General features: G+C 73.6%; 24 protein-coding genes and 1 pseudogene. 11 read left to right on the top strand and 14 right to left on the bottom strand.

Annotated features, from left to right (window positions below; genetic code table 11):
* Positions 1 to 32: 32 nt before the first annotated feature.
* Together B5D80_RS10005 and pdxH are read right to left on the bottom strand one after the other, a co-directional pair.
* A complete protein-coding gene (locus B5D80_RS10005; RefSeq protein WP_088643531.1) occupies positions 33 to 1,325 on the bottom strand; it encodes an MFS transporter in 1,293 nt (430 codons plus the stop codon).
* On the bottom strand, positions 1,322 to 1,951 hold the full coding sequence (pdxH, locus tag B5D80_RS10000; protein WP_169733049.1) for a pyridoxamine 5'-phosphate oxidase: 630 nt from the start codon (positions 1,949 to 1,951) through the stop codon (positions 1,322 to 1,324). Before pdxH ends, B5D80_RS10005 begins: the two co-directional genes overlap by 4 nt.
* Before the next feature lie 270 nt (positions 1,952 to 2,221).
* Here pdxH and B5D80_RS09995 point away from each other — a divergent pair, with 270 nt between their 5' ends.
* From B5D80_RS09995 to B5D80_RS09980, 4 genes are all read left to right on the top strand, one after another.
* Positions 2,222 to 3,328 (top strand): citrate synthase 2, encoded by a 1,107-nt coding sequence (locus B5D80_RS09995; protein ID WP_088643529.1) that lies wholly within the window; start codon positions 2,222 to 2,224, stop codon positions 3,326 to 3,328.
* Positions 3,329 to 3,592: 264 nt separating this feature from the next.
* Positions 3,593 to 4,720 (top strand): phosphoserine transaminase, encoded by a 1,128-nt coding sequence (gene serC, locus B5D80_RS09990; protein ID WP_088643528.1) that lies wholly within the window; start codon positions 3,593 to 3,595, stop codon positions 4,718 to 4,720.
* 188 nt (positions 4,721 to 4,908) lie between these two features.
* Positions 4,909 to 5,988, top strand: a complete 1,080-nt coding sequence (gene sepH, locus B5D80_RS09985) for a septation protein SepH (RefSeq protein WP_088643527.1) — start codon at positions 4,909 to 4,911, stop codon at positions 5,986 to 5,988.
* Positions 5,989 to 6,048: 60 nt separating this feature from the next.
* A complete protein-coding gene (locus B5D80_RS09980) occupies positions 6,049 to 7,035 on the top strand; it encodes an aldo/keto reductase (protein WP_088643526.1) in 987 nt (328 codons plus the stop codon).
* A gap of 122 nt (positions 7,036 to 7,157) precedes the next feature.
* Here the strand turns inward: B5D80_RS09980 and thpR are convergent, their stop codons facing one another.
* The 5 genes from thpR to B5D80_RS09955 form a co-directional block, all read right to left on the bottom strand.
* Positions 7,158 to 7,730 (bottom strand): RNA 2',3'-cyclic phosphodiesterase, encoded by a 573-nt coding sequence (gene thpR, locus B5D80_RS09975; protein ID WP_088643525.1) that lies wholly within the window; start codon positions 7,728 to 7,730, stop codon positions 7,158 to 7,160.
* On the bottom strand, positions 7,727 to 8,242 hold the full coding sequence (locus B5D80_RS09970) for a hypothetical protein (RefSeq protein ID WP_088643524.1): 516 nt from the start codon (positions 8,240 to 8,242) through the stop codon (positions 7,727 to 7,729). Before B5D80_RS09970 ends, thpR begins: the two co-directional genes overlap by 4 nt.
* A 91-nt stretch (positions 8,243 to 8,333) precedes the next feature.
* Complete coding sequence (locus B5D80_RS09965; protein ID WP_088643523.1) at positions 8,334 to 9,638, bottom strand: MFS transporter; 1,305 nt, start codon at positions 9,636 to 9,638, stop codon at positions 8,334 to 8,336.
* 66 nt (positions 9,639 to 9,704) lie between these two features.
* Positions 9,705 to 10,154, bottom strand: coding sequence for a MarR family winged helix-turn-helix transcriptional regulator (locus B5D80_RS09960; protein ID WP_204925864.1), 450 nt, complete (start codon positions 10,152 to 10,154; stop codon positions 9,705 to 9,707).
* 126 nt (positions 10,155 to 10,280) lie between these two features.
* A complete protein-coding gene (locus tag B5D80_RS09955) occupies positions 10,281 to 11,759 on the bottom strand; it encodes an NCS2 family permease (protein ID WP_088643522.1) in 1,479 nt (492 codons plus the stop codon).
* A gap of 89 nt (positions 11,760 to 11,848) precedes the next feature.
* Between B5D80_RS09955 and B5D80_RS09950 the strand changes: the two genes are divergently transcribed.
* Positions 11,849 to 12,106: a DUF2530 domain-containing protein gene (locus tag B5D80_RS09950; RefSeq protein ID WP_088643521.1), complete on the top strand. Its 258-nt coding sequence runs from the start codon at positions 11,849 to 11,851 to the stop codon at positions 12,104 to 12,106.
* Between the two features lie 11 nt (positions 12,107 to 12,117).
* Here B5D80_RS09950 and B5D80_RS09945 read toward each other — a convergent pair whose 3' ends face one another.
* Complete coding sequence (locus tag B5D80_RS09945; protein ID WP_088643520.1) at positions 12,118 to 12,954, bottom strand: DUF3027 domain-containing protein; 837 nt, start codon at positions 12,952 to 12,954, stop codon at positions 12,118 to 12,120.
* 85 nt (positions 12,955 to 13,039) lie between these two features.
* Between B5D80_RS09945 and B5D80_RS09940 the strand changes: the two genes are divergently transcribed.
* Together B5D80_RS09940 and B5D80_RS09935 are read left to right on the top strand one after the other, a co-directional pair.
* Positions 13,040 to 14,797 (top strand): MFS transporter, encoded by a 1,758-nt coding sequence (locus tag B5D80_RS09940; RefSeq protein ID WP_245854401.1) that lies wholly within the window; start codon positions 13,040 to 13,042, stop codon positions 14,795 to 14,797.
* Positions 14,794 to 15,444, top strand: a complete 651-nt coding sequence (locus tag B5D80_RS09935; protein ID WP_088643519.1) for a futalosine hydrolase — start codon at positions 14,794 to 14,796, stop codon at positions 15,442 to 15,444. Before B5D80_RS09940 ends, B5D80_RS09935 begins: the two co-directional genes overlap by 4 nt.
* Positions 15,445 to 15,510: 66 nt before the next feature.
* Here B5D80_RS09935 and B5D80_RS34250 read toward each other — a convergent pair whose 3' ends face one another.
* A complete protein-coding gene (locus B5D80_RS34250) occupies positions 15,511 to 15,663 on the bottom strand; it encodes a hypothetical protein (protein WP_169733047.1) in 153 nt (50 codons plus the stop codon).
* Between the two features lie 577 nt (positions 15,664 to 16,240).
* Positions 16,241 to 16,429 (bottom strand): annotated as a pseudogene (locus B5D80_RS35085) (helix-turn-helix transcriptional regulator); the annotation flags it as partial.
* Positions 16,430 to 16,908: 479 nt separating this feature from the next.
* Between B5D80_RS35085 and B5D80_RS09925 the strand changes: the two are divergent.
* Positions 16,909 to 17,745, top strand: a complete 837-nt coding sequence (locus B5D80_RS09925; RefSeq protein WP_088643518.1) for a 1,4-dihydroxy-6-naphtoate synthase — start codon at positions 16,909 to 16,911, stop codon at positions 17,743 to 17,745.
* On the opposite strand, the gene B5D80_RS09920 is transcribed toward B5D80_RS09925, so the two are convergent.
* Both B5D80_RS09920 and B5D80_RS09915 read right to left on the bottom strand, forming a co-directional pair.
* Positions 17,706 to 18,092 carry a cold-shock protein gene (locus tag B5D80_RS09920; RefSeq protein WP_088643517.1) on the bottom strand — a complete coding sequence of 129 codons (387 nt, stop codon included), beginning with the start codon at positions 18,090 to 18,092 and terminating at the stop codon, positions 17,706 to 17,708. The two genes, B5D80_RS09925 and B5D80_RS09920, sit on opposite strands and share 40 nt — an antisense overlap.
* Before the next feature lie 29 nt (positions 18,093 to 18,121).
* Positions 18,122 to 18,745, bottom strand: coding sequence for an HAD family hydrolase (locus tag B5D80_RS09915; RefSeq protein ID WP_088643516.1), 624 nt, complete (start codon positions 18,743 to 18,745; stop codon positions 18,122 to 18,124).
* Between the two features lie 83 nt (positions 18,746 to 18,828).
* Here B5D80_RS09915 and B5D80_RS09910 point away from each other — a divergent pair, with 83 nt between their 5' ends.
* On the top strand, positions 18,829 to 21,294 hold the full coding sequence (locus B5D80_RS09910) for a helicase-associated domain-containing protein (RefSeq protein ID WP_088643515.1): 2,466 nt from the start codon (positions 18,829 to 18,831) through the stop codon (positions 21,292 to 21,294).
* Between the two features lie 31 nt (positions 21,295 to 21,325).
* Here B5D80_RS09910 and B5D80_RS09905 read toward each other — a convergent pair whose 3' ends face one another.
* A complete protein-coding gene (locus tag B5D80_RS09905; protein WP_088643514.1) occupies positions 21,326 to 21,577 on the bottom strand; it encodes a hypothetical protein in 252 nt (83 codons plus the stop codon).
* 143 nt (positions 21,578 to 21,720) lie between these two features.
* Positions 21,721 to 22,608, bottom strand: coding sequence for a L,D-transpeptidase family protein (locus B5D80_RS09900; RefSeq protein ID WP_088643513.1), 888 nt, complete (start codon positions 22,606 to 22,608; stop codon positions 21,721 to 21,723).
* Between the two features lie 173 nt (positions 22,609 to 22,781).
* On the opposite strand from B5D80_RS09900, the gene B5D80_RS09895 reads away from it, so the two are divergent.
* Together B5D80_RS09895 and B5D80_RS09890 are read left to right on the top strand one after the other, a co-directional pair.
* Positions 22,782 to 24,461: a DNA repair helicase XPB gene (locus B5D80_RS09895; RefSeq protein ID WP_088643512.1), complete on the top strand. Its 1,680-nt coding sequence runs from the start codon at positions 22,782 to 22,784 to the stop codon at positions 24,459 to 24,461.
* A gap of 209 nt (positions 24,462 to 24,670) precedes the next feature.
* Entirely contained in the window at positions 24,671 to 24,967 is a 297-nt protein-coding gene (locus B5D80_RS09890) for a hypothetical protein (protein WP_088643511.1), read from the top strand.
* Positions 24,968 to 24,992 lie beyond the last annotated feature (25 nt).

Here is a 24,992-nt window from a genome sequence, read left to right as displayed (position 1 = left end):
CCCGGCGCACCCGTCCCACCGGGCACGGAGGTTCAGCCGCGCTCCTGCGCCACCGTGCCCGCCCGGTACCGCAGCAGGGCCGGGAAGCCCACCACCAGCAGCACCGCCAGCCCGGCCGAGAGCAGCCCGCCGGCCACCCAGGCGACCGAACCACCGAACCCGGCGGCCATCGCCCCGGCCCGCAGGTCGCCCAGCCGGGGCCCGCCGGCCACCACCACCGTGTTCACCCCCTGGAGCCGGCCGCGCATCCGGTCCGGCGCGTAGACCAGCAGCATCGACTGCCGCAGCACCGCGCTGACCAGGTCGGCCGCCCCGGCCACCGCGAGCAGCAGCACCACCAGCCAGAGCTGCCGGGCCAGCCCGGCCGCCGCGATCGCCAGCCCCCAGCCCACCACCGCCACCACCAGGGCGAGCCCCTGCCGCCGCAGCCGGCCGATCCAGCCGGAGGTCAGCCCGCCCAGCATCGCGCCGATCGCGATGGCGCTGTAGAGCCACCCCACCGCCGCCCCGCCGCCGAACCGTTCCTGCGCCACCTCCGGGAAGAGCGCCCGCGGCATGGCCAGGATCATCGCGATCAGGTCGATGGCGAACGAGGAGAGCAGCACCGGCGTGGTGGCCAGGTAGCGGAACCCGTCGAGGATGCCGGCCAGGCCACCCCGGCGCACCTCCCCCTGTGCCGGTGGGGCCGGGGGCATCGCGGGCAGCCGTACCGTCGCCACCACCAGCGCGGTGAACAGCAGGGCGTCGGCCGCGTAGGCGACCGGCAGCCCGGCGTCGGTGCCGAACCCGGCGAAGACCAGGCCGGCGGCGAGCGGGCCGGCCACCGCCGCGGCGGTGAAGGTGGTGTAGTTCAGGGTGCTGCCCGCCGGGACCAGCTCGGGCGGGAGCAGCCGGGGCAGGATCGCCGAGCGGGCCGGCGAGCTGATCGCGAACGCGATCGAGTGCACCGTCACCAGGGCCAGCAGCAGCACCGGGCTGCCGAGGCCGGACAGCGCGTGGCCGAGCAGGCCGAGCACCGACACCCAGAGCAGCGCCGAGCCGACCAGCAGCACCCGCCGCCGGTCCCGGGCGTCGGCCACCGCCCCGCCCCACAGCCCGAAGACCAGCAGCGGCAGGAAACCGGCCACCCCGAGCAGCCCGACCCAGAACGAGTCCCGGGTCAGCGCGTACATCTCCACCGGCACGGCGACCGCGGTGAACTGGAACCCGAACATCGCCACCGTGTTGCCCAGCCACATCCGGCGGAACGCGGGGACCCGCAGCGGACGCAGGTCGATGGCCAGCCGACGGGCCCGACCCGTCCGGGCCGGTTCGACGGCGGTCACGGGGCCAGCCGCTCGACGACCCAGTCGTCCCCCTCGGCACGGCGGAACCGCAGCCGGTCGTGCAGCCGCCCGGCCCGCCCCTGCCAGAACTCCACCGTCTGCGGGTGGACCCGGAACCCGCCCCAGTGCGGGGGCGCCGGGACCGGCGTGCCGGCCGGGAACCGCTCCGCCACCTCCCGGTACGCCTCCTCCAGCGCGGCCCGGTCCGGCACCACCGCCGACTGGGTGCTCGCCCAGGCCCCGAGCTGGGAGCCGCGTGGCCGGGACGCGAAGTACGCCTCGGTCTCACCCCGCCCGACGTGCGCCACCCGGCCGGTCACCACCACCTGCCGCTGCATCGGGAACCAGGGGAAGACCAGGCTGGCCCACGGGTTGTCGGCCAGTTCGGTGCCCTTGCGCGAGCCGTGGTTGGTGAAGAAGACGAACCCCTGCGGGTCGTACTCCTTGAGCAGCACGGTCCGGCCGCTGGGCCGGCCGGCGGCGTCGGCGGTGCCGAGGACCATCGCGTTCGGCTCGGGCAGGCCGGCGGCGACCGCGTCGGCGAGCCAGCGGCCGAACTGGGTGGGCCAGTCGGCCGCCAGGTCCGTCTCGGAAAGCCCCAGGTCGGCGGCGTACTCGTGCCGCATGGCCGCCAGGGCGGGTGTGTCGCCCGTCACGTCGTCCTCCTCACGCCGGCCGTCCCGCGTCCCGGCGACGCCGTCAGCCCACCGATCAGTCTCACGGAGCGCACCCCGGCGTCCAGCGGCGGGGATGTCGCGTGCAGCACAGTCGCAGCGGGTCGCGCGCTTGGTTACTCACCAGGCAAGATGACGAGAAGACATCCCTGAGGGTCGCCGTAGGTACCGGGCCGGACCAAGCCCGTAACGGGCGCACCGAGCCAGAAGCCAGGAGACGACATGGCCGACTTCAAACCGGGCCTCGAAGGCGTCGTGGCCTTCGAGACCGAGATCGCCGAACCGGACCGCGAGGGTGGCGCGCTGCGCTACCGGGGCGTGGACATCGAGGATCTGATCGGCCAGGTCTCCTTCGGCAACGTCTGGGCCCTGCTGGTCGACGGTCGTTTCGGCCCCGGCCTGCCGCCCGCCGAGCCGTTCCCGGTGCCGGTGCACTCCGGCGACATCCGCGTCGACGTGCAGTCCGCGGTCGCCATGCTCGCCCCGTACTGGGGGCTCAGTCAACTGCTCGACATCTCCGACTCCCAGGCCCGCGCCGACCTGGCCCGGGTCTCGGTCACCGCGCTGTCCTTCGTCGCCCAGTCCGCCCGCGGGCTGGGCCTGCCGGCGGTGCCGCAGAAGGAGATCGACAAGGCGGAGACCATCGTCGAGCGGTTCATGAAGCGCTGGCGCGGCGAACCGGACCCCCGGCACGTCAAGGCCGTCGACGCGTACTTCATCTCGGCCGCCGAGCACGGCCTGAACGCCTCCACCTTCACCGCCCGGATCGTCGCCTCCACCGGGGCCGACGCGGCGGCCTGCATCTCCTCGGGCATCGGCGCGCTCTCCGGCCCGCTGCACGGCGGCGCGCCGTCGCGGGTGCTCACCATGCTGGAGGCCGTCGAGCGCAGCGGCGACGCCGAGGGGTACGTCAAGGGCGTCCTCGACCGGGGTGAGCGGCTGATGGGCTTCGGCCACCGCGTCTACCGGGCCGAGGACCCGCGTGCCCGGGTGCTCCGGCGCACCGCGCGGGAGTTGGGCGCACCGCGCTTCGAGGTGGCCGAGGCGCTGGAGAAGGCCGCCTTGGCCGAGCTCCAGGCCCGCCGCCCGGACCGGGTCCTCGCCACCAACGTCGAGTTCTGGTCGGCCGTGGTGCTCGACTTCGCCGAGGTGCCGGCGCACATGTTCACCTCGATGTTCACCTGTGCCCGGATGGGCGGCTGGTCGGCGCACATCCTGGAGCAGAAGAAGCTCCAGCGGCTCGTCCGGCCGTCGGCCCGCTACGTCGGGCCCGGCACCCGCAAGCCGCAGCAGGTCGAGGGCTGGGACGCCATCCCGCACGGCGTCTGAGCACACCTGCTCCGCAGGGGGCGTCGACCGGCCGGTCGACGCCCCCTGCGCGTGGCCGGCCACCCGCCCCCGGTGTGTCCGACGCCTCAGCCCCGGGCCTGGGACCAGCCGGCATCCGGGCCGCCACGGGTGCGAGGATGAAGGCCGGCAGTGTCGCCGGACCAGGCCCGGACCCGGCCTCGGCGTGCGTTCAGCGCGCGTCCACCGCGGCTCCGCGCCCGTTGAAGGGCCCGCCCTCGCCCATGCGGAAGGATCGAGAAAACCGTGGCTGACGCACCGACCATCCGGATTCCCGACGACATCAAGCCCGCCGACGGGCGGTTCGGCTGCGGGCCGTCCAAGGTCCGTCCGGCGGCGGTGTCCGCGCTCGCCGACGTGGCGACCAGCTTCCTGGGCACCTCGCACCGGCAGCAGACCGTCCGGGCCGAGGTCGCCCGGCTCCGCCGGGGCCTGGCCGAGTTCTTCTCCCTCCCCGAGGGCTACGAGGTGGTCCTCGGCAACGGTGGCACCACCGCCTTCTGGGAGGTCGCCACCTTCGGGCTGGTCCGCGACCGGGCCCAGTTCGCCAGCTTCGGCGAGTTCGGCGCGAAGTTCGCGAAATCGGTCAAGGACGCGCCGTTCCTCGGCGAGCCGACCGTCCGCAAGTCCGAGCCGGGCAGCGCCCCGAGCCTGGTCGCCGAGGCCGGGGTGGACGTCTACGCCACCCCGCACAACGAGACCTCCACCGGTGTCGCGGTGCCCATCGGCCGGGTCGCCGACGCCGACCCGGGCTCGCTGCTGCTGGTCGACGCCACCTCCGGGGCCGGCGGTCTGGACGTCAACGTCGGCGAGACCGACGTCTACTACTTCGCCCCGCAGAAGTGCTTCGGCTCCGACGGCGGCCTCTGGCTGGCCCTGATGTCGCCGGCCGCGCTGGAGCGGGCCGCCGAGATCAAGGGCTCCGGCCGCTACATCCCGGCCTTCCTCGACCTGGTCACCGCGATCGACAACTCGCGGCTGGAGCAGACGTACAACACCCCGGCGCTGGCGACCATCTTCCTGGCCGCCGAGCAGACCGACTGGATGAACTCGCAGGGCGGCCTGAGCTGGGCGGCCAAGCGCACCGCCGAGAGCGCCGGGATCGTCTACGGCTGGGCCGAGCGGTCCGCGTTCGCCACCCCGTTCGTCACCGATCCGACGCTGCGCTCCAACGTGGTCGCCACCGTCGACTTCGCCGACGGGGTCGACGCCGCCGCGATCGCCAAGGTGCTGCGGGCCAACGGGATCGTCGACACCGAGCCGTACCGCAAGCTCGGCCGCAACCAGCTGCGGGTCGCGCTCTTCCCGGCGGTGGAGCCGTCCGACGTGGAGGCGCTCACCGCCGCCATCGACTACGTGGTCGAGCGGCTCTGATCACACCCGTCACAGTGGGTGGTCGCAGCGGCTGCTGCGGCCACCCACTGTGATCATTGCCGCAGCTCAGTCGCGACATGCGGATTCACCTCCCCCACCTGTGGGCAGATGGGCGTACGGTGGTGCGAGGACGCCCGGGTGGCCGGCTCGTGGCGTGACGGCCAGCGAAGCGGGACGGAGGCTACGCCATGCGCCCAGTACGCTTCGTCGCCCTCTCCGAGGACGGCCAGGCGCTGGTGCTCGCCGACGAGGTCGGGCGCCTGCTCGCCCTCCCCATCGACGAACGCATCGCGACCGTGCTGCACGCCGAGCCCGGCACGCCGCCGCTCGCCGTCGTCCCGGTCGGGGCCGATCCGACCCCGTCGCTGTCCCCCCGGGACATCCAGGCCCGCATCCGCTCCGGCGAGTCCGCCGAGGACGTGGCCCGGATCGCCGGTGTCCCCGTCGACCGGGTGCTGCGCTACGCCGGCCCGGTGCTCCAGGAGCGGGCCATGCTCGCCCAGCACGCCCGGCGCACCCGGCTCAAGGGCGCCGAGAAGGCCACCCCGCTGGCCGAGGTGGTCAACGGCCGGCTGGCCCAGCACGGCATCGACACCGAGAAGATCTCCTGGGACGCGTTCCGGCGCGACGACGGCACCTGGCGGATCATCGCGACCTGGCCGTCGGGCAAGGCGACCGCGCAGGCCGTCTGGGATCTCGACAAGCTCCGGCAGAACGTCACCCCGCACGACGACATGGCGCAGTACCTCTGCGCCGAGCGTCCCACGCCGATCCTGGGTCAGGAGCCGGCACCGGAGCGGGGCGGTCACGCGCTGCCCGGCCCGTCGCGCGGCGAGCCGAGCCGGGGCGGGCACGGCCTGCCGGCCGCCAGCGAGCAGGCCCGACCGGGCCGGGACCCGATCCGGGCCGGCCGGGACGCGCTGCTCGCCTCGCTGGACCGTCCGCTCGGCGGCACCTCGGGACGGGGTCTCGACCCGCGTTCCCCGGCCGCGCTGGCCGGTGCCGACGCCCCCCGTCAGCGGGCCGTCGGCGGTGGCGCCGCCGCACTGCTCGGCGGTGGGCAGGGTTCGGCCTTCGACGACGACTCGGACGCGCCGAAGGAGGTCCCGGCCGTGCCGTCGCTCGCGGTGCTCCGGCCGCGTCGCACCGGCGCGACGGCGGCTGCCGGCGGCGAGTCCACGGACGCCTCGGGCAAGCCGCGTAAGCGCCTCCCGAGCTGGGACGACGTCCTGTTCGGCAGTGGCCCGGCGGCCCGCGAGTCCTCCTGACCCGGGGCTCCACCCTGGCAGTGCACGGCGGCGTTCCGCCGCGCGTGACAGGGTGGAGTCATGGAGTACACGAATCTGGGACGCACCGGCCTGTCGGTGAGCCGGCTCTGCCTCGGCACGATGAACTTCGGGCCGCAGACGTCCGAGCCGGACAGCTTCGCCATCATGGACCGGGCGCTCGAACACGGCATCAACTTCTTCGACACCGCCAACGTGTACGGCTGGCAGACCGGTGAGGGGATCACCGAGCAGATCATCGGCCGCTGGTTCGCCCAGGGCGGGGGCCGGCGGGACAAGGTCGTCCTGGCCACGAAGGTCTACGGCAAGATGGGCGAGTGGCCCAACGACCAGGGCCTGAGCGCCAGGCACATCGTCCGGGCCTGTGAGGACTCGCTGCGCCGGCTCCAGACCGACGTGATCGATCTCTACCAGATGCACCACGTCTCCCGCAGCACCCCGTGGGAGGAGATCTGGCAGGCGATGGAGACCCTGGTCGCGCAGGGCAAGGTGATCTACGTCGGGTCGTCCAACTTCGCCGGTTGGCACATCGCGCAGGCCCAGGCCGCCGCCGGGAAGCGCAACTTCCTCGGTCTGGTCGCCGAGCAGTCCATCTACAACCTGCTCACCCGGCACGTCGAGCTGGAGGTGATCCCCGCCGCGCAGCACTACGGGCTGGGGGTCATCCCGTGGTCGCCGCTGCACGGCGGGCTGCTCTCCGGGGTGCTGCGCAAGATGGCCGAGGGCGGGGCCGCGCGGGGCACGGCCGGTCGGGCCGCCGACGGGCTCGCCGCGCACCGGCCGGCCATCGAGGCGTACGAGAAGTTCTGCGCGGAGCTGGGTCAGGACCCGGCCGACGTGGCGTTGGCCTGGTTGCTCTCCCGGCCCGGGGTGACCGCCCCGATCATCGGCCCGCGTACGGTGGCGCAGCTCGACAACACCCTGGGGGCGCTGTCGGTGCAGATCGACGAGGCGACGGAGCAGCGGCTCGACGAGTTGTTCCCGCCGGTCGGCAACGGCGGCCCCGGCCCGGAAGCCTGGGCCTGGTGACCCACCCGCCGGGGTGATCAACTCAACGGGGGCGATGTGGCGGTGTCCGAGCGCTCGGACACCGCTGTGTCGCCCCCGTTGCGCCGGGGCAACGCGTCGGGGCGCGCGTCCAGGCGGCGCGGTCACAGGGGCCAGGTGGCCAGGGCGGTGTGGTGCGGGCCGGGGCGGCTGTGGACCAGCACCAGGTCGGTGGCCGGCCACGGCGGGCCGAGGTGGGCGTCGAGGGCGAGCCGGTCGGCCTCCACCTCGGCCGGGGTGAGCCGGTCCCCGGGACGGGCCAGCGTGAGGTGCGGGCGCAACGGTTTCCCGTCGTAGGGCAGGCCGGCCCGGTCCAGTTCGGCGCGGATCAGCCCGGCCAGGGTACGCAGCGCCGGAACCTCCCCCAGCACGTCCACCCAGAGCACCGTGGAGCGTCCCTGCCCGAAGCAGCCCCCGCCGCCCAGCCGCAGCCGGGGCGGATGCGTCCAGCCGGCACGGGCGGTCCGGGCGGCCGCCGCGAGGGCACCCTCCACCCCGGGCAGTCGACCGGGTGTCACCTCGCCGAGGAAGGCCAGCGTGACGTGCAGGTGTGCCGGCTGTGCCAGGCGTACGTCGAGGCCGGCGGCGGTGGCCGCGCCCACCCGCAGCCGGGCCGTCCGGGCGGTGAGGTCGGCGACGGCGGACGGTGGCGGGTAGACCGCGACGAAAAGTCTCACGCCCGCCGGTCACGGGGGCGACGGTCGGCGCGGGTGGCCGGCAGCCCCAACCCCGCCCCGGCGAGCAGCCCCTCGACCCGGACCCGTTCGATCTCCCGGTCGACCCCGGTCAACTCGGCCAGGTGCTCGGGGATCCCCAGTGCCCGGCAGGCCGCGCGGAGCCGGTCGTCGTACGCCTCGATGACCGAGCTGTGCCAGACCACCGAGCGGCCGCCCGCGGCGAGCCGGTGCCGGCCGAGTCGGCGCAGGTCGGCGGCGAGGAGTTCGAGGGGGCGGCGGTCGGCCCGGTCCAGTTCGGTCAGGTCGAGGTCGCCGGTGACCGGGTCGGCGGCGAGGGCCCGGTCGAGCCGGGCGATGGTGCGGCGTTCCCGGCGGCGTTCCCGCCACTCGGCCCAGCCGCAGGCCACCCGGTCGAGGATCTCGTCGTAGCAGAAGACCAGGGCGAACGCCGCCGGCAGGCAGGCCACGGCGAGGATAGCCAGTATCAGCGTCAGTGCGCTTTCGCCTGCCACACCTCGACGCTAAGGCCCGGCGGGGCCGCGCGCCAGCGCTTTGTTGCTATCTGAACGCTGTCCGTGGCCGCCCCGGGGCGTACGGCACCGCTCACCGCCCGCTGGGGGTGAGCAGCCCGGTGCGGGACACCACGTAGAAGCGGGGCATGGGCAGCACCCGGAAACGCAGCCGGGCACCGGAGCGGCGGAGCTGCCAGGTGAGCGCGAGCAGGGCGGTGGCCAGGGAGATGAGCCCACCCATCCAGATGCTCGCCCCGGCGCCGAAGGTCTCGGCGACCCAGCCGATGATCGGCGCGCCGACCGGGTTGGTACCCAGGAACACCAGCACCCACAGCGCCATCACGCGGCCCCGGAAGGCGGCGTCGGTGCCGAGCTGTACCCGCTGGTTGGCCGCCTGGGCGAAGAAGACCATGAAGAAACCGGTCGGCAGGAGCAGGGTCACCACCAGCCAGTACGCCGGGGCGAGGCCGACCAGGGTGCCGAAGACCGCGCAGCCGACGGCCGCGCCGAGCACCAGCCAGACCGAGGGGCGGCTGCGCCGGCCGGTGCCGGCGAGCGCCCCGACCAGCGCGCCGACCGCCAGCGCGGTGCTGAACAGGCCGAACGACGCGGCCCCGGTGTGGAAGACCGTCTTGGCCAGCGCGGCGAGGGTGAGCTGGAAGTTGAACAGCGACATCCCGATCACCGACATGACCACCATCGGCAGCAGCAGGTCGGGGCGGCTGCGGACGTAGCGCAGCCCGTCGATGATCTTGGCCGAGTCCCGCTCGCCGAGCGGTGGGAGTTCCTTGCGGTACAACTCAGCCGGCCGCATCCGGACCACGTTGGCCAGCGGCGCGACGGAGCTGACGGCGGTGAACAGGAAGACCGGGCCGACGTCGAACGCGGCGATGGCCAGGCCAGCGACGGCGGGGCCGATGATCCGGGCCGAGTTGAACACCGCCGCGTTGAGCGAGAGCGCGTTGGGCAGCAGGGTGGTACCGACGAGTTCGCTGACGAACGCCTGCCGGACCGGGGTCTCCACCGCGTTGGCGATGCCGAGCAGGGCGGCGAACGCGAAGACGTGCCACAGCTCGACCAGGCCGGTGAGCACCAGCAGGCTCATCCCCAGCGCCAGCACCGTCCAGAAGGCGTTGGCGACGAAGAGCAGCATCCGCTTGTCGTACCGGTCGGCGAGCCGGCCGGAGAGCAGGGTGAGCAGTAGCACCGGGGTGAACTGGAGGGCGGTGACCACGCCGAGCGCGGTGGCGGAATTGTCCGAAAGCTCAAGGACGAGCCAGTCCTGGGCGATGAACATCATCCAGACGCCGATCAGTTTGACCAGCTGTCCGGTGGCGAAGAGTCGGTAGTTGCGGACTCGTAGGGACTGGAACATCGTGCTCAGCTTCGCCTGCACTCTTGGTGCGCCTCCTCGGGCCGGGTACGCGTCATCGACGGCGGACGGCGCGGACCCGGTGGGGCGTCAGGCGCGGGCGAGCTGCTGGAGGATGTCGGCGGCCCGCCGTAGCGTGTCGCGTTCGTCCTCCGTGAGCGCGGCCAGCCGGCTGGCCAGCCACTCGTTACGGGCCCGCTCGAACTGGTCGAGCACGGCCCGGCCTCCCTCGGTGGCCGCCAGGATGACCTGCCGGCCGTCGGTCGGGTGGGGGGTGCGCTGCACCAGGCCGCGCTCCTCCAGCTTCGCGACGATCTTGGTCATCGTCGGTGGCTGGACCCGTTCGACGTCGGCCAGTTCCCGGGGCGTCAGCGCGCCCGCCAGCCGGAGGCTGGTGAGCGCGGAGAGCTGGGTGACCGTCAGGTCGCCGACCGGGCGGGCCTGCCGGACCCGCCGGTTGAGTCGGGTGATCGCATCTCGCAGCTGGGGTGCCAGCTGCGCCGGTGGCACGCGGTTCGCCGTCACCGTCCGCTCCGTCACAGTCGTTAGCCTAACTAATGAGCCTGGCTAATGACATGCCATATGACCATGCTCACGAGGGGGAATGCCGCCGCCCCGGGCCGGGCATCCCGACGGGTCGCCCGGCCCGCAGGCCGACGGGTGGGGTCACATCAACGCGGACTCGATCGGCCCACGCAGGAAGTAGAGCACGAACAGCACCGCCACCGCGTAGAGCAGCGGATGGACCTGCCGCGCCTTCCCCCTGGCCAGCTTGAGCACCACGTAGCTGATGATGCCCGCGCCGATGCCGTTGGAGATCGAGTAGGTGAACGGCATCAGGGTGATGGTGAGGAACGCCGGGATGGCGATCTCGTAGTCGGTCCAGTCGATCGTCCGCACCGCGGTCATCATCAGGAACCCGACCACCACCAGCGCCGTCGAGGCCGCCTCGAACGGCACCACCGTGGACAGCGGCGACAGGAACATCGCCAGCAGGAACAGGGCGCCGGTGACCAGGTTGGCCACCCCGGTCCGGGCACCCTCCGCGACCCCCGACGCGCTCTCGATGTACGACGTGTTGCTGGAGACGCTCGCCGCGCCACCCGCCGCCGCGGCGATCGAGTCGACCAGCAGGATCTCCTTCGCCCGGGGCGGGGTGCCCTGCTCGTCGAGCATGTCCCCCTCCTGGCCGATCGCGACCATCGTGCCCATCGTGTCGAAGAAGTCCGTGATCAACAGGGTGAAGACGAACATCAGCGGGATCAGCCAGCCGGCCCGGCTCCACGAGCCCAGCACGTTGAAGTTGCCCAGCAGCGACAGGTCGGGAATGTCGACGAGCCGCTCGGGCAGCTTCGGCACGTTCAGCGACCAGCCGTGCGGGTTGGGCTTGCCGTCGACGAAGGACGGGCCCACCTTGGCGACCGCCTCCACGATGATCGCCAGCACGGTCGAGGCCAGGATGCCGATCAGGATCGCGCCGCGCACCCGGCGTACCACCAGCACCAACGTCACCAGCAGGCCCACCACGAAGACCAGCATCGGCCAACTGACGATCTTGCCGTTGATGCCGAGGCCCACCGGCACGGTGCTGTTCGCCGCGTCCGGCACCCGCCTGACGAAACCGGCGTCGACCAACCCGATGATGGTCAGGAACAACCCGATGCCGACCCCGATCGCGGTCTTGAGCTGCGTCGGGACCGAGCGGAACACCGCCGTACGCAGGCCGGTGAGCACGAGGATCGCGATGAGCACACCCTCGATCACCACCAGCCCCATCGCGTCCGCCCAGGTCATCTGCGGGGCGATCTCGAACGCGACGAGCGCGTTCACCCCCAGACCGGCGGCCAGCGCCATCGGGAACCGCCCGACGACCCCCATCAGGATCGTCATCAGGCCCGCCACCAGCGCGGTCGCGGCGGCCAACGCGGGGATCGAGAGCTTCTGGTCGTCACCGTCGACGGCCCCGCCCAGGATCAACGGATTCAGTACCACGATGTACGCCATCGTGAAGAAGGTCGCCAGGCCACCCCGTACCTCGCGGCTCATCGTCGAGCCACGGGCGGAGACCTCGAAGAACCGGTCGAAACCGTTCCGGGGTTGAGCGGGATCAGAGGGAATGCCGTTGTCCGGCGGCGCAATGGCCATCAGGTCCTCGCAAATGATCTACCGTTGTCGCGCGCATCGTCCCAGATCAGCGGCGGGCCGGGAAAGTACTTCGCGGTACGCTTCTGCCCGTGCCGCAGGAGCAACCACCCCGACCCGAACCACTCGACCCGCCGATGGTCCCGTTCGCCGTCGCCGGGCTGATCGCCTGGGCGGTGGCCGGGCTCCTCCTGCTGGTCTTCTTCCGTGGGTGGCTCACCGAACACGGCCACCAGGACTGGCTCTGGACCTGCCTGGCCGGATTCCTGTGGGGCTTTCCCGGTCTGGCCACGATGATGCGGCACGACGCCCACCGTCGCCGCCGTCGGGAATCCGCCCGCCGGGGCTGAGCGGTCGGTGGTCAGGCGGGTTCGGCCGACTCCACCGGCGCGGGCTCGTCGGCCGTGGACGCGCCGTCCACCGTCATCGACTCGACCGCGCTGTCGTCGTACACCGTCGGAAGCTCGTCGACCACCGGCTCCGGGGTCTCCACCAGGGTCTCCGAGTGCGCGCCACAGCCGTGGTCGGCGCTGACCACCCGACCGTCGTCGGGGGCGTAGAAGTTGCCGCAGGCCCCGAACGCCTGCCGGAGCGCACCGGCCAGCGGCAGGTAGAAGCCGCAGGTGCCGCAGCGGGCCGACGCGGGGGCGGCGGTGGAGATCGGCGCCGACGGGCCGTGGTCACCGTCGTACCAGCGTTGGGCCGCCTCGGCCCGCCCCTCCCGGGACAGCACCCGGGGGCGACCCAGGCCCAACTCCCAGGAGGTCTCCTCGACGGCCGGGTCGTCGGAGAGCAGGTAGCCGGGGGCGAGCCGGTCGTCGTCCGACGGGGTGGGCAGCAGGTCACCGGGGCCGAGGTCACCCGGCTGGAGGCGTTCCTGCCAGGGCAGCCAGCCCGGCGCGAGCAGCGCGTCGGAGCCGGGCAGCAGCACCGTCTCACAGACGGTGACCTGCCGACTGCGCGGCACCCGGGTGACCGTCACCGCCCAACGCCAGCCCCGGTAGCCACCGAGCAGACACTCGAAGTAGTGGGTGACGACCCGGTCGCCCTCGGCGACGGCCCGCAGGTGGTCGCCGATGTCGGAGGGCTCCACCTCGGTGATGGCGTCGCGGGCCACCTCGACGGCGGCGGCGCAGACCTGGTCGAGGCGGGCGGCACGGGCGGGAGCGGGCCTGGTCACCCGACCATTGTTCCCCATGCGCGCCGCGCGCCGACAGGCACTCCCCGAGTGAGTCTTCCCCGTGGTGCGGCGTACCCGGAGCAGATGGGCAAGGATGGTGCACATGCCGCTGTTCTCCCGCTCCGGGTCGTCCGTCCTGGGACGGACCGTCGGCACCGGCATCCGCGCCACCCGCCTGCTGCTCCGCGGCTCGGTCAACGGCGGACGCTGGGTGACCCGCCGCGCCGGCTCGGCCCGCGCGCGGGGGGCCGGCGGCGAGGCCGGCATGGTCCGCCTGTTCGACCTGCACGCCGTCTCCTGCGCCGGGGACACGTTGATCGCCATCGGGCTGGCCGGGACCATCTTCTTCGACGTCCCGCTCGGTGAGGCCCGCAGCAAGGTCGCGCTCTACCTGCTGGTCACGATGGTGCCGTTCGCGATGCTGGCCCCCGTGGTCGGCCCGCTGCTCGACCACTTCCGGCACGGCCGCCGGTACGCGCTCGCCACCACCATGCTCGGCCGGGCCTTCCTCGCCTGGCTGATCTCCGACTACCTCGGCAGCCTCGGGCTCTACCCGGCCGCGTTCGGCGTGCTGGCGCTCTCCCGGGCGTACGGGGTGGCCCGGTCCGCCGCCGTACCCCGGTTGCTGCCGGAGGGGCTCGGGTTGTCCCAGGTGGGGGCGCGGGCCAGCGTCTACGGCACGGTGGCCGGGGCGCTAGTGGCCCCGCTGGGGCTGGCGGCGTTCTGGTTCGGGCCGCAGTGGCCGCTGCGGGTCGCCTCGGTCATCTTCCTGGTCGGCATGGTGATCGCGCTGCGGCTGCCACCCCGGGCGGACTCCGAGCCGCCCGAGCGGGTGCCCCGACCGCTGCGGGCGCTGCGCCGCAAGGGCGACCGTCCACTGGGCCGGGGACGACCGGCGGGCCGGCTGGTGATCGCCACCCTGATCGGGGCGGCGGGGCTCCGCGCGCTCTACGGCTTCCTCCTGCTCTTCCTGGCGTTCGCGCTGAAGAAGGGGGACCTGACCAACGACCTGTTCGGCCGGGAACTCAACGACCAGGCGGCGCTGGGCCTGATCGGCGGGGCGCTGGCGGTGGGCGGTTTCCTGGCCACCGCGGTCGGTACCCGGCTGCGCATCCACCGGCCGGCGGCCATCCAGTCCAGCACGATGATCATCGTGGCCGGGGTGGGCATCCTGACCGTGTTGAAGTTCTCGCTGCCGATGGTGGCGTTGTTCTGCCTGGTCGCCGCCCTGTCCAGCGGGATCGCCAAGCTCGCCGTCGACGCCTCGATCCAGGAGCGGATTCCCGAACGGCTGCGGGCCAGCTCCTTCGCCCACTCGGAGACCGTCCTGATGCTCGCCTTCGTCGCCGGGGGTGGGCTCGGTCTCGTCCCGTTCGAGGGTCGGATCGGCATCGCGGTGGCCGCCGGGGTGGGGGTCCTCGCTGCCGTCCGGGGGGTCGTCGTGGCCGGTCGGCTGCGCGCCCAGCGGCTGCTCGGCCGGCCGCTCACCGACGAGGAACTGGCCGCGCAGGACCAGGCCGACGCCGCCGACGACGAGGCCCGCCGCGCCCGCCGCGCCCGTGGCGTCACCGACGACCCGGCGGCCCGAGCCGGCGGGGACGCCGCCGACCGACCGGGTGGCGACCGCGCCGACCTGACCACCGATCAGCTTGCCGACAGCGCGGACGACGCCGCGGCCGAGGCGGCGGCCCGCGCCGCACCCACCTCACCGGCACCGAGCGGGGCGGGTGGCTCCGGCCGTTCCGGTGACGGGCTGGCCCCGCCGGGCTACCACATCTACCGGCCGTCCTCGGCCGTGACGGGCAGCGGCAGCGGTGCCGACGACGACCAGCGACGGCAGTCGCCGGGGCCGGTGTCGTGACGGGCCTGCTGGTGCTGACCGCCGTACCGGCCGAGGCGGAGGCCGTCCGGGCGGGGCTGACCGATCCGACGGTGACCGTCCGGGCGGTCGGCGTGGGCCCGGCCGTCGCCGGTGCCACCACGGCCCGGATGCTGGCCCTGGCCGAGGCCGCCGGCCGCCCGTACCGTGCGGTGGTCAGCGCCGGGATCGCCGGCGGTTTCGCCGGCCGCGCCCCGGTCGGCGCCACGGTGCTCGCCTCCCGCAGCGTCGCCGCGGACCTCGGTGCCGAGTCCCCGACGGGCTTCATCCCCGTCGACGAACTGGGCATGCCCCCGGAACTGCTCGGTGGCGGCCCCACCATCGACGTAGACCCGGCGCTGCTGGGCGCGCTGCGCGCCGCCCTCCCGCAGGCGGTCGTCGGGACGGTGCTGACGGTAAGCACGGTCACCGGCACGGCCGCGAGCACCACCACCCTGGCCGACCGGCACCCCGACGCGGTGGCCGAGGCCATGGAGGGGTACGCGGTGGCGGTCGCCGCCGCGCAGGCCGGCATCCCCTTCGCCGAGCTGCGTACCGTCTCGAACCCGGTCGGCCCCCGGGACCGCGACGGCTGGCGGATGCGGGAGGCGTTCACCGCCCTGACCGAGGCGGCCAGCGCGCTGTCCTGAGCGGTACCCACCGGCCCCGTGCCGGCGGGGCACCGCGGGTTGACGGCCGGGTTTCATGCCGGGCGGTCATGCCGGGCGGGGCGCGGGACCGGCCGGGCGTTCCAGGGTCATGGCGAGGGGACGTCCGGGCGCGACCCGGAACCCGCAGGCAGCCAGGAAGCGGATGGCGATGTGGTCCTCGACCACAGTGCGGACCAGGCCGATGCCCGTGTCGTCCATCCGCCGCCATGGCCGCCACCAGCCGCTCACCGGTGCCGATCCGGCGGTGCCCGACCGCGACCAGCACTCCGTCGAGCACGAGTTCGCGCGGCCGGTCCCCGTAGTCGTCACCGTAGACCAGGTGCGGGGCACGCTCGTGGGCGCGCAGTTCCCCCAGGAGGGTGCCGTCGGGCAGTTCGGCCACGAACCGCCAGGCCGTCGCCGGCCGCCCGTCGCCCTCCACCCACCGGACCCTGGCGTCCCGACGTACCCGCTCCGCCGCCCGCCGCCGGTCCCGGTGACCCCGATTCCGTTCGTACGCCGCCGGCGGCAACCGCAGCGGCCACAGCGCGGGTGGCAGGTTGTACCAGTCCGCCCACCAGGCACCCGGCCAGTCCTTCGGCTCCCGCACCGGCCAGACGTCGAGGTGGGCCGGGTAGCGCCGCCCGGCGGTGTCCCGCAGGTCGTCGTGCGGGACCGGCGGAAGCGCGCAGGTCACCTCGGCGGCCGATGCGGTAATCGCAGCGGTGGTCGGGATCGCGGGCGGGGCCGCTGCGGAAGCCGGCCCGACCGGCAGTGCGACCGTCAGGGTCCCGCCGACCGCCCGCACCAGTCGCTCGACCGTGTGGAACCGTGGGTCGGTCGCCCTGCCGGACTCGATCCGGGCGATGGTCGCCTGGGGCACCCCTGAGCACCGGGCCAGCTCCCGCTGGCTCAGGTCGGCCTCCCGGCGCAGCGCCCGAACCGTCCGGCCCAGGTCGGCCAGCGGGGCATCCTCCGTCGTCACCCCGCCATGCTCCCGCCGCCTCGGCGCGGTTTCAACAGCCCCACCCCCGGCTGTGGATAACCCTGTGGAAACCCGCTGGAGCTGGGGACAAGGTGTCGGGGTCGCGTCCTTTCGAGCTGATGACCTCACCGAATCATCCGCACCACCGGGCCACCGCACCACCGCACCACCGGGCAGCCAACCACCCGGCGGGGTAGATGCCTGGCGGCCGGAGCCGTTCCTGAATCGCTGACGTCGTCAGATCGAAAGGACGCGCAGGAGGACTCCTCGCCCCGCCCGGGTCCGCCCGAATCCGGACCCGACCGACCCCCGGTGGGACGGCCGGAACGTGCGGTCAGCGGCCCGATCCACGGCGGACGGGCCGGCAGAGGACCGGCCGGCAGAGGACCGCGGACGGGACGAATGTCGTCGGCGGGGGCGGGGTCACATCGGGGCGGGGCTGGGCAGGAGGAAGGTCGGGAGGGGGTTACGGTGGGGACGTGGCGCTCTCCCTGGCGATCTCGCCCTGCCCCAACGACACCTTCGTCTTCGACGCGCTGGTGCACGGCCGGGTGCCGGGCGCGCCGCCGGTCGAGGTGACCTTCGCCGACGTCGACGTCACCAACACGGCCGCCGAACGGGGCGCCTTCGACCTGGTGAAGGTCAGCTACGCCGCGCTCCCCTGGCTGCTCGACGACTACCACCTGCTGCCCTGCGGCGGTGCGCTCGGCCGTGGCTGCGGCCCCCTCGTGCTCACCCGTGCGGGGGCCGACCGGGCCGACCTGAGCGGAGCCACGGTGGCGGTGCCCGGTGACCGGACCACGGCGTACCTGCTGTTCCGGCTCTGGTCGGCCGGACAGCCGCCGGCCCGGATCGAGATCGTGCCGTTCCACGAGATCATGCCGGGCGTCGCGGCCGGCCGGTACGACGCCGGGCTGGTGATCCACGAGGCCCGTTTCACCTACCACCGGCACGGGCTGACCGCGCTGGTGGACCTGGGCGAGTGGTGGGAGGCCGACACCGGCCTGCCCATCCCGCTCGGGGCGATCCTGGCCCGCAAGGGCGCGGTGGACCCGGTGGCCGCCACCGGCTGGGTCCGCGAGTCGGTACGCCAGGCGTGGGCCGACCCGTCGGCCAGCCGGGAGTACGTGCTCGCGCACGCGCAGGAGATGGAGCCCGACGTGGTGGACCGGCATATCGACCTCTATGTCAACGAATTCACCGCCGACCTGGGGGACGCGGGGTTCGCCGCCGTGGAGGCGCTGCTGGGCCGGGCCGCCGACGCCGGGCTGGTGCCTCAGACCTCCAGCTCGCGGGCCACCGCGTGGACCAGCTGAGCGATCTTCTGCGCGGTCTTCTTGTCGGGAAACCGGCCCCGGCGCAGATCCGGCTGGACCTTCGCCTCCAGCACCTTGATCATGTCCTCGACCAGGCCGTGCAGCTCCTCGGCCGGCCGACGGCGCAGCTCGGCCATGGACGGCGGCGCGTCCAGCAGCTTGACCCCCATCGCCTGGGCGCCGCGCCGGCTGTCCACCACGCTGAAGTCGACCCGTTGCCCACCCTTGAGGTCGGTGACGCCCGCGGGCAGCGCGCCCTTCGGCAGGAACACGTCGCCACCCTCGTCGCTGGTGACGAACCCGTATCCCTTGGCCGCGTCATACCACTTCACTCGCCCCGTCGGCACCTTGGAGACCCCTGCTTCACTCGATACGACTACTGCTCCAAGGCTAGCCCGATGATCCGGTCGAGCGCCGCCGGGAATCCGGTGAGGTCGTCGAGCACCACCTGCGCCCCGGCCGCGCGCAGGTCCTCCGCCGGGCAGGGGCCGGTCGCCACGCCCACGCCCGGGATGCCGGCAGCGCCGGCCGCCACCATGTCCGCCACGTGGTCACCGACGTAGAGCGCGGCACCGTGCTCCCGCAACGAGGTCGCCTTCTGCTCGGCGAAGAGGTCGCCGGCCAACTCGTCGACCGCCAGCCCGAGGTGGTCCAGGTGCAGCCGGGCCAGCCGGCCGATCTTGGAGGTGACGACCATCACCCGGCCGCCGTGCGCGTGCACCGCGTCGACCGCCTCCCGGGCCCCGGGCATCGGCACCGACGGGGTGATCGCGTACGCGGGGTACAGCTCCCGGTAGAGCGTCACCGCCTCCTCGACCTGCTCGGCCGGGAACCAGTGGGCGAGTTCGGTGCGCAGCGGTGGGCCGAGCCGGGAGACGGCCAGCTCGGCGTCGACCGGCACACCCGTACGGGCGGTGAGCGCCCGGTAGGCGGCGGCGATGCCGGGGCGGGAGTCGATCAGGGTCATGTCGAGGTCGAACCCGACCATCAGCGCGGACATTCTGCGAAGGTACCCGGACAGGTCGCCCGAGCCGGACGTCCGGGCGGCGCGATCGGGCGGCAGCGGGCTAGCGTGGAACGACGATGACCACCTCACTCGCCGACCAGCTGCGCGCGCTGCCCGACGAGGCGCTCGCCGCGCTGCTCCAACTGCGGCCCGACCTCGTCGTGCCGGTGCCGGCCGACGTCTCCGCGCTCGCCCTGCGGGCCGAGTCGCGGGTGTCGGTCGCCCGCGCGCTCGACGGGCTGGACCAGTTCACCCTCCAGATCCTCGACGCCGCCCGGCTCACCCGCGACCCGTCGGACGGCACCACCTCCACCGAGGCGGTCCTCGCCCTGGCCGCCGCCGGGCCGCGCCCACCCGCCCCGGCCACGGTCCGCGGCGCGGTCGACCGGCTCCGCGCCCGGTTCCTGCTGTACGGCCCGGAGCAGGCGCTGCGGGTCACCGGCAGCGTGGACGAGCTGGCCCCGTACCCGGCGGGGCTGGGTCGGCCGGCGGAGGAGCTGGACCTGCGGGCGGCGGCGCTCTGCGCGGACGCCGCGAAACTGCGCCGGACGCTGCTCGCCGCGCCCCCGTCGGCGCGGGCGGTCCTGGACCGGCTCGCCGCCGGTCCACCGGTCGGCAGCGTGCCGCCCGGATCGTTGCAGGCACCGGCGCTCGGCGCGGAGGGCGACGTGCCGCCCGACCCGACCAACGGTGGCGCCCCGACCGGGTCGCCGGTGCGCTGGCTGGTCGAGGCCCGGCTGCTGGTGGCGGTCTCCGCCGGGACGGTCGAGCTGCCCCGCGAGGTGGGGCTGCTGCTGCGCCGGGACACCGGCCCGCTCGGACCGCTGCGGATCGACCCGCCGCCGGTCGCCGCGCCGCCCCGGGAACCCAAGGCCGTCGACTCCGCCGGGGTCGGGCAGACCATGGAGGTGGTACGGCACACCGAGGCGCTGCTGGAGGCGTTGACCGCCGAGCCGGCACCGGTGCTGCGCTCCGGCGGGATCGGGGTACGCGACCTGCGTCGGCTGGCCCGCACGGTGGCCCTGGACGAGCCGACGACAGCACTGCTGGTCGAGGTGGCGTACGCGGCAGGTCTCCTCGGTGAGCTGGACCTCCCCGCCGCCGCCAGCCGGTACGGCGGCGAACAGCAGGTGCTGCCCACCGGGGCGTACGAGGTGTGGCGGGCGGTGTCGCTGGCCCACCGCTGGGAGCAGTTGGCCCGCGCGTGGTTGACGATGAGCCGGCAGGCCGGCCTGGTGGGGCAGCGCGACGACCGGGACCGGCCGATCAGTGTGCTCTCCGCCGAGGCGGAGCGGGCCGGTGCGCCGGCCGCCCGCCGGGCGGTGCTCGGGGTGCTGGCCGAACTGGAACCTGCCACTTCACCCACCGCCGAGGAGGTGCTGGCGCTGCTCGACTGGCGGGCCCCCCGGCGCAGCCGGGGGCGGGAGGCCGCGCACCGGGAGGTGCTGACCGAGGCGGCCCGGCTGGGGGTGACCGGCCTCGGCGCGCTCACCTCGTACGGGCGGCTGCTGCTCGCCGACGTGACGGACACCGACGAGCGGGGTGGGGACGACCCGCTGGGGTTGCGTTCCGACGTCGACAGCGGTGACCCGTCGGGCACGGTACGGGCGCTGGACGCCCTGCTTCCCGCACCGGTCGACCACTTCCTGGTGCAGGCCGACCTGAGTGTGGTGGTGCCCGGCCCACCCGACCCGACGCTCGCCGCCGAACTGGAGACGGTGACCGAACCGGAGTCGGCGGGTGGGGCCAGCGTGCACCGGGTCACCACGGCCAGCGTCCGGCGGGCCCTGGATTCCGGTTACACGGCCGACGACCTGCACGACCTGTTCCGGCGGCGGTCGCGTACCCCGATCCCGCAGGGGTTGACCTACCTGGTGGACGACGTGGCCCGTCAGCACGGCGGGCTGCGGGTCGGCTCCGCCGGCGGGTACGTGCGCAGTGACGACGAGGCGCTGCTCGCGGAGGTGCTGGCCGACCGGCGGCTGACGCCGTTGGCGTTCCGCCGGCTGGCCCCGACGGTGCTGTGCACGCCGTACCAGGTGGGGCGGATGTTGACCGCGCTGCGGGACGCCGGGTACTCCCCGGTGCCGGAGGACGCCAGCGGCACGACGGTGCTGGCCCGGCCCCGGGTACGGCGGGCACCGGCCCGGGTGCCGCTGACCGGTCGGGCGGTGGACCCGCTGGCCACGCCCCGGTTGGCGCTGCCCCGGCTGTTGGGTGTGGTGGAGCAGATCCGGCGGGGCGAGGCGGCGGCGCGGGCGGCCCGGCGGGCCCCGGCGGTGGTCCGGGGCGGTGCGGCCCGCGCGGCGGCCGGCCCGATGCCCGCACACGGTCACGCCGAGGCCCTGGCGGTGCTCCAGCAGGCGGTCCGGGACAAGGCGCTGGTCTGGGTCGGCTACGTCGACGCCCACGGGGCGACGCTGTCCCGGCTGCTGCGGCCGGTGTCGATCGGTGCCGGCTACCTGCGTGCCGAGGACGAGCGGACCGAGATGCTGCACACCTTCGCCCTGCACCGGATCACCGCGGCCGTCCGGGAGAACTGACCGCCCCGGCGGTGCCGTCCGCCGCTGCCGCTCAACGGCGGCTGCGACGGACGGTGCCGATGACGGAGACGATGAGCAGCAGGGCGAAGCTGGTGCCGGCGGCCTCACCGACCGAGTCGATGAAGCCCTGCCGTTGCACCAGCCACCCGAAGAGGAACCAGCCGACGACGGCGATCCCGGCGACGGCGTATCCGACCATGGTGGCCGTGGACACCTCGTCGGTCGGTGTCACCTGCTCGCCGTTCGCCGCGTCCTCGGCGATCATCTCGTGGTCGACGGTCATCCCAGCCCTCCCACCCCGTCCGGCCCCCGGCTTCCAGGGTGGCACCCGGTCGCCAGGACGGACAGGGGGAAATACCCCCGATCCGGCCCCTATGGAGAACTACCGAGGGGCCGGAGGCGAGACGGGCAGGGTGGACGGAGGGCTCAGGTGCCGGGGCGGCGACCGACCAGGACCACCCGGGAGCCGACCTTGCCCAGCTCCCACCAGCGCACCGCGTCGGCGTGCAGCAGGTTGACGCAGCCGTGCGAGCCGATGCCCGCGTTGTGCAGGTAGGTGGTGGTCTCGTGGAAGCCGATCCCGCCGTTGAAGCGCTGCCAGTAGGGCAGCCACACCTCGTACGGGTTGGACCACTCCTTCAGGTTGCGCAGGTTCACCTTGTACGTGCCGGCGGGGGTGGCGTACCCGGCCATCCCGGTCCGGGTGACGGTGGGCTTGGCGACCACCTTGCCGTCGCGCATCACCCAGGTGGTCTGCCGGGTCAGGTCGACGCAGAAGGTGGTGCCGGAGCCTGCGGAGCAGCGCTTGACGTCGGTGGTGGCCAGTCGCTTCGCCACGTCGAACGTCAACGGGCCGGCCCGACCCTCGGCGGGACGGATGTCGTACCGCTGCTGGAACTTCTTGATCGCGGCGCAGTCGGCGTCGGTCTGCCGGCCGTCCACGGTGACCGTGCCGAACCCGCCCAGCCGGGCCAGGTACGTCTCCACCTCACGCTGGTGCTCGCCCAGCTGGCAGCGGGTCTGGTTGGACTTCTGCGGGACGCGCGGGCGACGCCCGGTCGACGCCTTCGGGGTCTTGGTGGCGCGGACCTTCGGCTGCGGCTTCTCCCGGTGCCGGGGCTTCGTGTCGGACCCGGTCAGCTGGTCGGGCAGGGAGGAGGCACCCGCCCCCGTTACCTGTTCCGCACTGCCGACCGGGGCGAGCCCTCCTCCGGTGCCACCCGGGTCGGCCTGCGGCACGGACGCACACCCACCGGCGCCGACCAGCATGACCATGGCCAGGGCGACGACCCGGGCTCTGTGGCGGACCTGCATCGTGTGCCTCCCCGGATCGGTCGTCCCACTGGTAGACGTGTGTCCCCCGGGAAACGTTGCACCCATTGCGAAGATTTTCTGGCAGTCTCCCACCCCCGTGCAACACTGGATGGTCGACCTGCGGCGGGATTTCGCGGCCGGTCGGGGAATCCGGCCGAGGAGGGGGACCTGGCGTGAGCGGTGGACCACTGATCGTGCAGTCCGACAAGACGCTGCTGCTGGAGATCGACCACCCGGACGCCCAGTCCTGTCGGATGGCGATCGCGCCCTTCGCCGAGCTGGAGCGTTCCCCGGAGCACGTGCACACCTACCGGCTCACCCCGCTGGGGTTGTGGAACGCCCGCGCCGCCGGGCACGACGCCGAGGCCGTGGTCGACGCGCTGCTCAAGTTCTCCCGCTACCCGGTGCCGCACGCCCTGCTGGTGGACGTGGCCGACACGATGGACCGGTACGGCCGGCTCCAGCTCGCCAACGACCCGGCGCACGGCCTGGTGCTGCGGGGGCTGGACCGGATGGTGCTGATCGAGGTCGCCAAGAGCAAGAAGCTCGCCGGGATGCTCGGTGACAAGATCGACGACGACACGATCCGGGTGCACCCGTCGGAGCGGGGCCGGCTGAAGCAGGCGCTGCTCAAGCTGGGCTGGCCGGCGGAGGACCTGGCCGGGTACGTCGACGGTGAGGCGCACCCGATCGAGCTGACCGAGGCCGGCAAGGACGGCGGCAAACCGTGGACGCTGCGGTCGTACCAGCGGGAGGCGGCGGAGGCGTTCTGGGCCGGCGGGTCCGGGGTGGTGGTGCTGCCCTGCGGGGCGGGGAAGACCATGGTCGGCGCGGCGGCGATGGCCGAGGCGAAGGCGACCACGCTGATCCTGGTCACCAACACGGTCGCGGGCCGGCAGTGGAAGCGGGAGCTGATCGCCCGCACCTCGCTCACCGAGGACGAGATCGGGGAGTACTCGGGCGAGCGCAAGGAGATCCGTCCGGTCACCATCGCCACGTACCAGGTGCTCACCTCGCGGCGCGGTGGCGCGTTCACCCACCTGGACCTGTTCGGTGCCCGCGACTGGGGTCTGGTCGTCTACGACGAGGTGCACCTGCTGCCCGCGCCGATCTTCCGGTTCACCGCGGACCTCCAGGCCCGCCGCCGGCTGGGCCTGACCGCCACCCTGGTCCGCGAGGACGGCCGGGAGGGTGACGTGTTCAGCCTGATCGGCCCCAAGCGGTACGACGCGCCGTGGAAGGACATCGAGTCGCAGGGCTGGATCGCCCCGGCCGAGTGCACCGAGGTCCGGGTCACCCTGACCGACGCGGAGCGGATGTCGTACGCGACGGCGGAGGCTGAGGAGCGGTACCGGATGGCGGCGACCGCCCGGACGAAGCTGCCGGTGGTGAAGGCGCTGGTCGGCCGGCACCCCGACGACCAGGTGCTGGTGATCGGGGCGTACATCGATCAGTTGCACCAGCTCGGGGAGTACCTGGACGCGCCGATCATCCAGGGTTCCACCACCAACAAGGAGCGCGAGCGGCTGTTCGACGCGTTCCGCTCGGGTGAGCTGCGCACGCTGGTCATCTCGAAGGTCGGCAACTTCTCCATCGACCTGCCCGAGGCGGCGGTGGCGATCCAGGTGTCCGGCACGTTCGGCTCCCGGCAGGAGGAGGCGCAGCGGTTGGGCCGGGTGCTCCGCCCGAAGGCCGACGGTCGGCAGGCGCACTTCTACACGGTGGTCTCCCGGGACACCATCGACACCGAGTACGCGGCCCACCGGCAGCGCTTCCTCGCCGAGCAGGGGTACGCGTACACGATCGTCGACGCCGACGACGTCCTCGGCCCGAAGCTGCCCACGGTCGACTGACCCGGCTCGGGCCCCGCTGCTCCCCCCGCCTGGCCGGTGTTCCCGGGCGGGGGGTGTGGATGGTCGGTGCGCGTCCTTTCGAGCTGATGACGTCGACGACTCAGTGGACGGTCCCGCCGCCAGACGCCGCGCCCGCCCGGCAACCACGCCCCCCGGCCGGTACGGTGTCCATAGTGGATAGTGACACCGACACGTCGAAGGGATTCCGAGTGAAACGCCGACTTCTGCACGCCCTGGCGATCGCGCTCGTCGTCGCCCCGGGCACCGTCGTGGCCGCCACGCCGGCCTCGGCCAGCGACGCACCCGGCTTCGTCTGCAACCTGACGCAGAACACCTGGCTCCGCACGGCACCGCACGGCCAGGTGCTACGCACCCTGACCGCCGGTCGCGGCTTCCGCTGGCACGGTCAGGGCTGGTCCGAGGACAACGACACCTGGATCTACGGCCACGGCGCGGAGGACCCGTCCCTGGACGGCTGGGTCCCCGCCACCAACACCACCTGCTGACCCCTGACCGACACACACCCCCACC

The sequence above is a fragment of the Micromonospora wenchangensis genome (assembly GCF_002210435.1).
Classification (GTDB): Bacteria; Actinomycetota; Actinomycetes; order Mycobacteriales; family Micromonosporaceae; genus Micromonospora; species Micromonospora wenchangensis.
The sequence above is the reverse complement of the archived record's forward strand: the minus strand, read 5'-3'. Positions and strand labels throughout refer to the sequence as shown.

Coding starts and splice junctions, on each gene's coding strand:
- B5D80_RS09910 (WP_088643515.1), top strand. CDS start 18,829: ATGACCACCTCACTCGCCGACCAGCTGCGCGCGCTGCCCGACGAGGCG.
- B5D80_RS09905 (WP_088643514.1), bottom strand. CDS start 21,577: ATGACCGTCGACCACGAGATGATCGCCGAGGACGCGGCGAACGGCGAG.
- B5D80_RS09900 (WP_088643513.1), bottom strand. CDS start 22,608: ATGCAGGTCCGCCACAGAGCCCGGGTCGTCGCCCTGGCCATGGTCATG.
- pdxH (WP_169733049.1), bottom strand. CDS start 1,951: ATGCGGCACGAGTACGCCGCCGACCTGGGGCTTTCCGAGACGGACCTG.
- B5D80_RS09980 (WP_088643526.1), top strand. CDS start 6,049: ATGGAGTACACGAATCTGGGACGCACCGGCCTGTCGGTGAGCCGGCTC.
- B5D80_RS09940 (WP_245854401.1), top strand. CDS start 13,040: ATGCCGCTGTTCTCCCGCTCCGGGTCGTCCGTCCTGGGACGGACCGTC.
- B5D80_RS34250 (WP_169733047.1), bottom strand. CDS start 15,663: ATGGACGACACGGGCATCGGCCTGGTCCGCACTGTGGTCGAGGACCAC.
- B5D80_RS09945 (WP_088643520.1), bottom strand. CDS start 12,954: ATGGGGAACAATGGTCGGGTGACCAGGCCCGCTCCCGCCCGTGCCGCC.
- B5D80_RS09955 (WP_088643522.1), bottom strand. CDS start 11,759: ATGGCCATTGCGCCGCCGGACAACGGCATTCCCTCTGATCCCGCTCAA.
- B5D80_RS09915 (WP_088643516.1), bottom strand. CDS start 18,745: ATGTCCGCGCTGATGGTCGGGTTCGACCTCGACATGACCCTGATCGAC.
- B5D80_RS09995 (WP_088643529.1), top strand. CDS start 2,222: ATGGCCGACTTCAAACCGGGCCTCGAAGGCGTCGTGGCCTTCGAGACC.
- sepH (WP_088643527.1), top strand. CDS start 4,909: ATGCGCCCAGTACGCTTCGTCGCCCTCTCCGAGGACGGCCAGGCGCTG.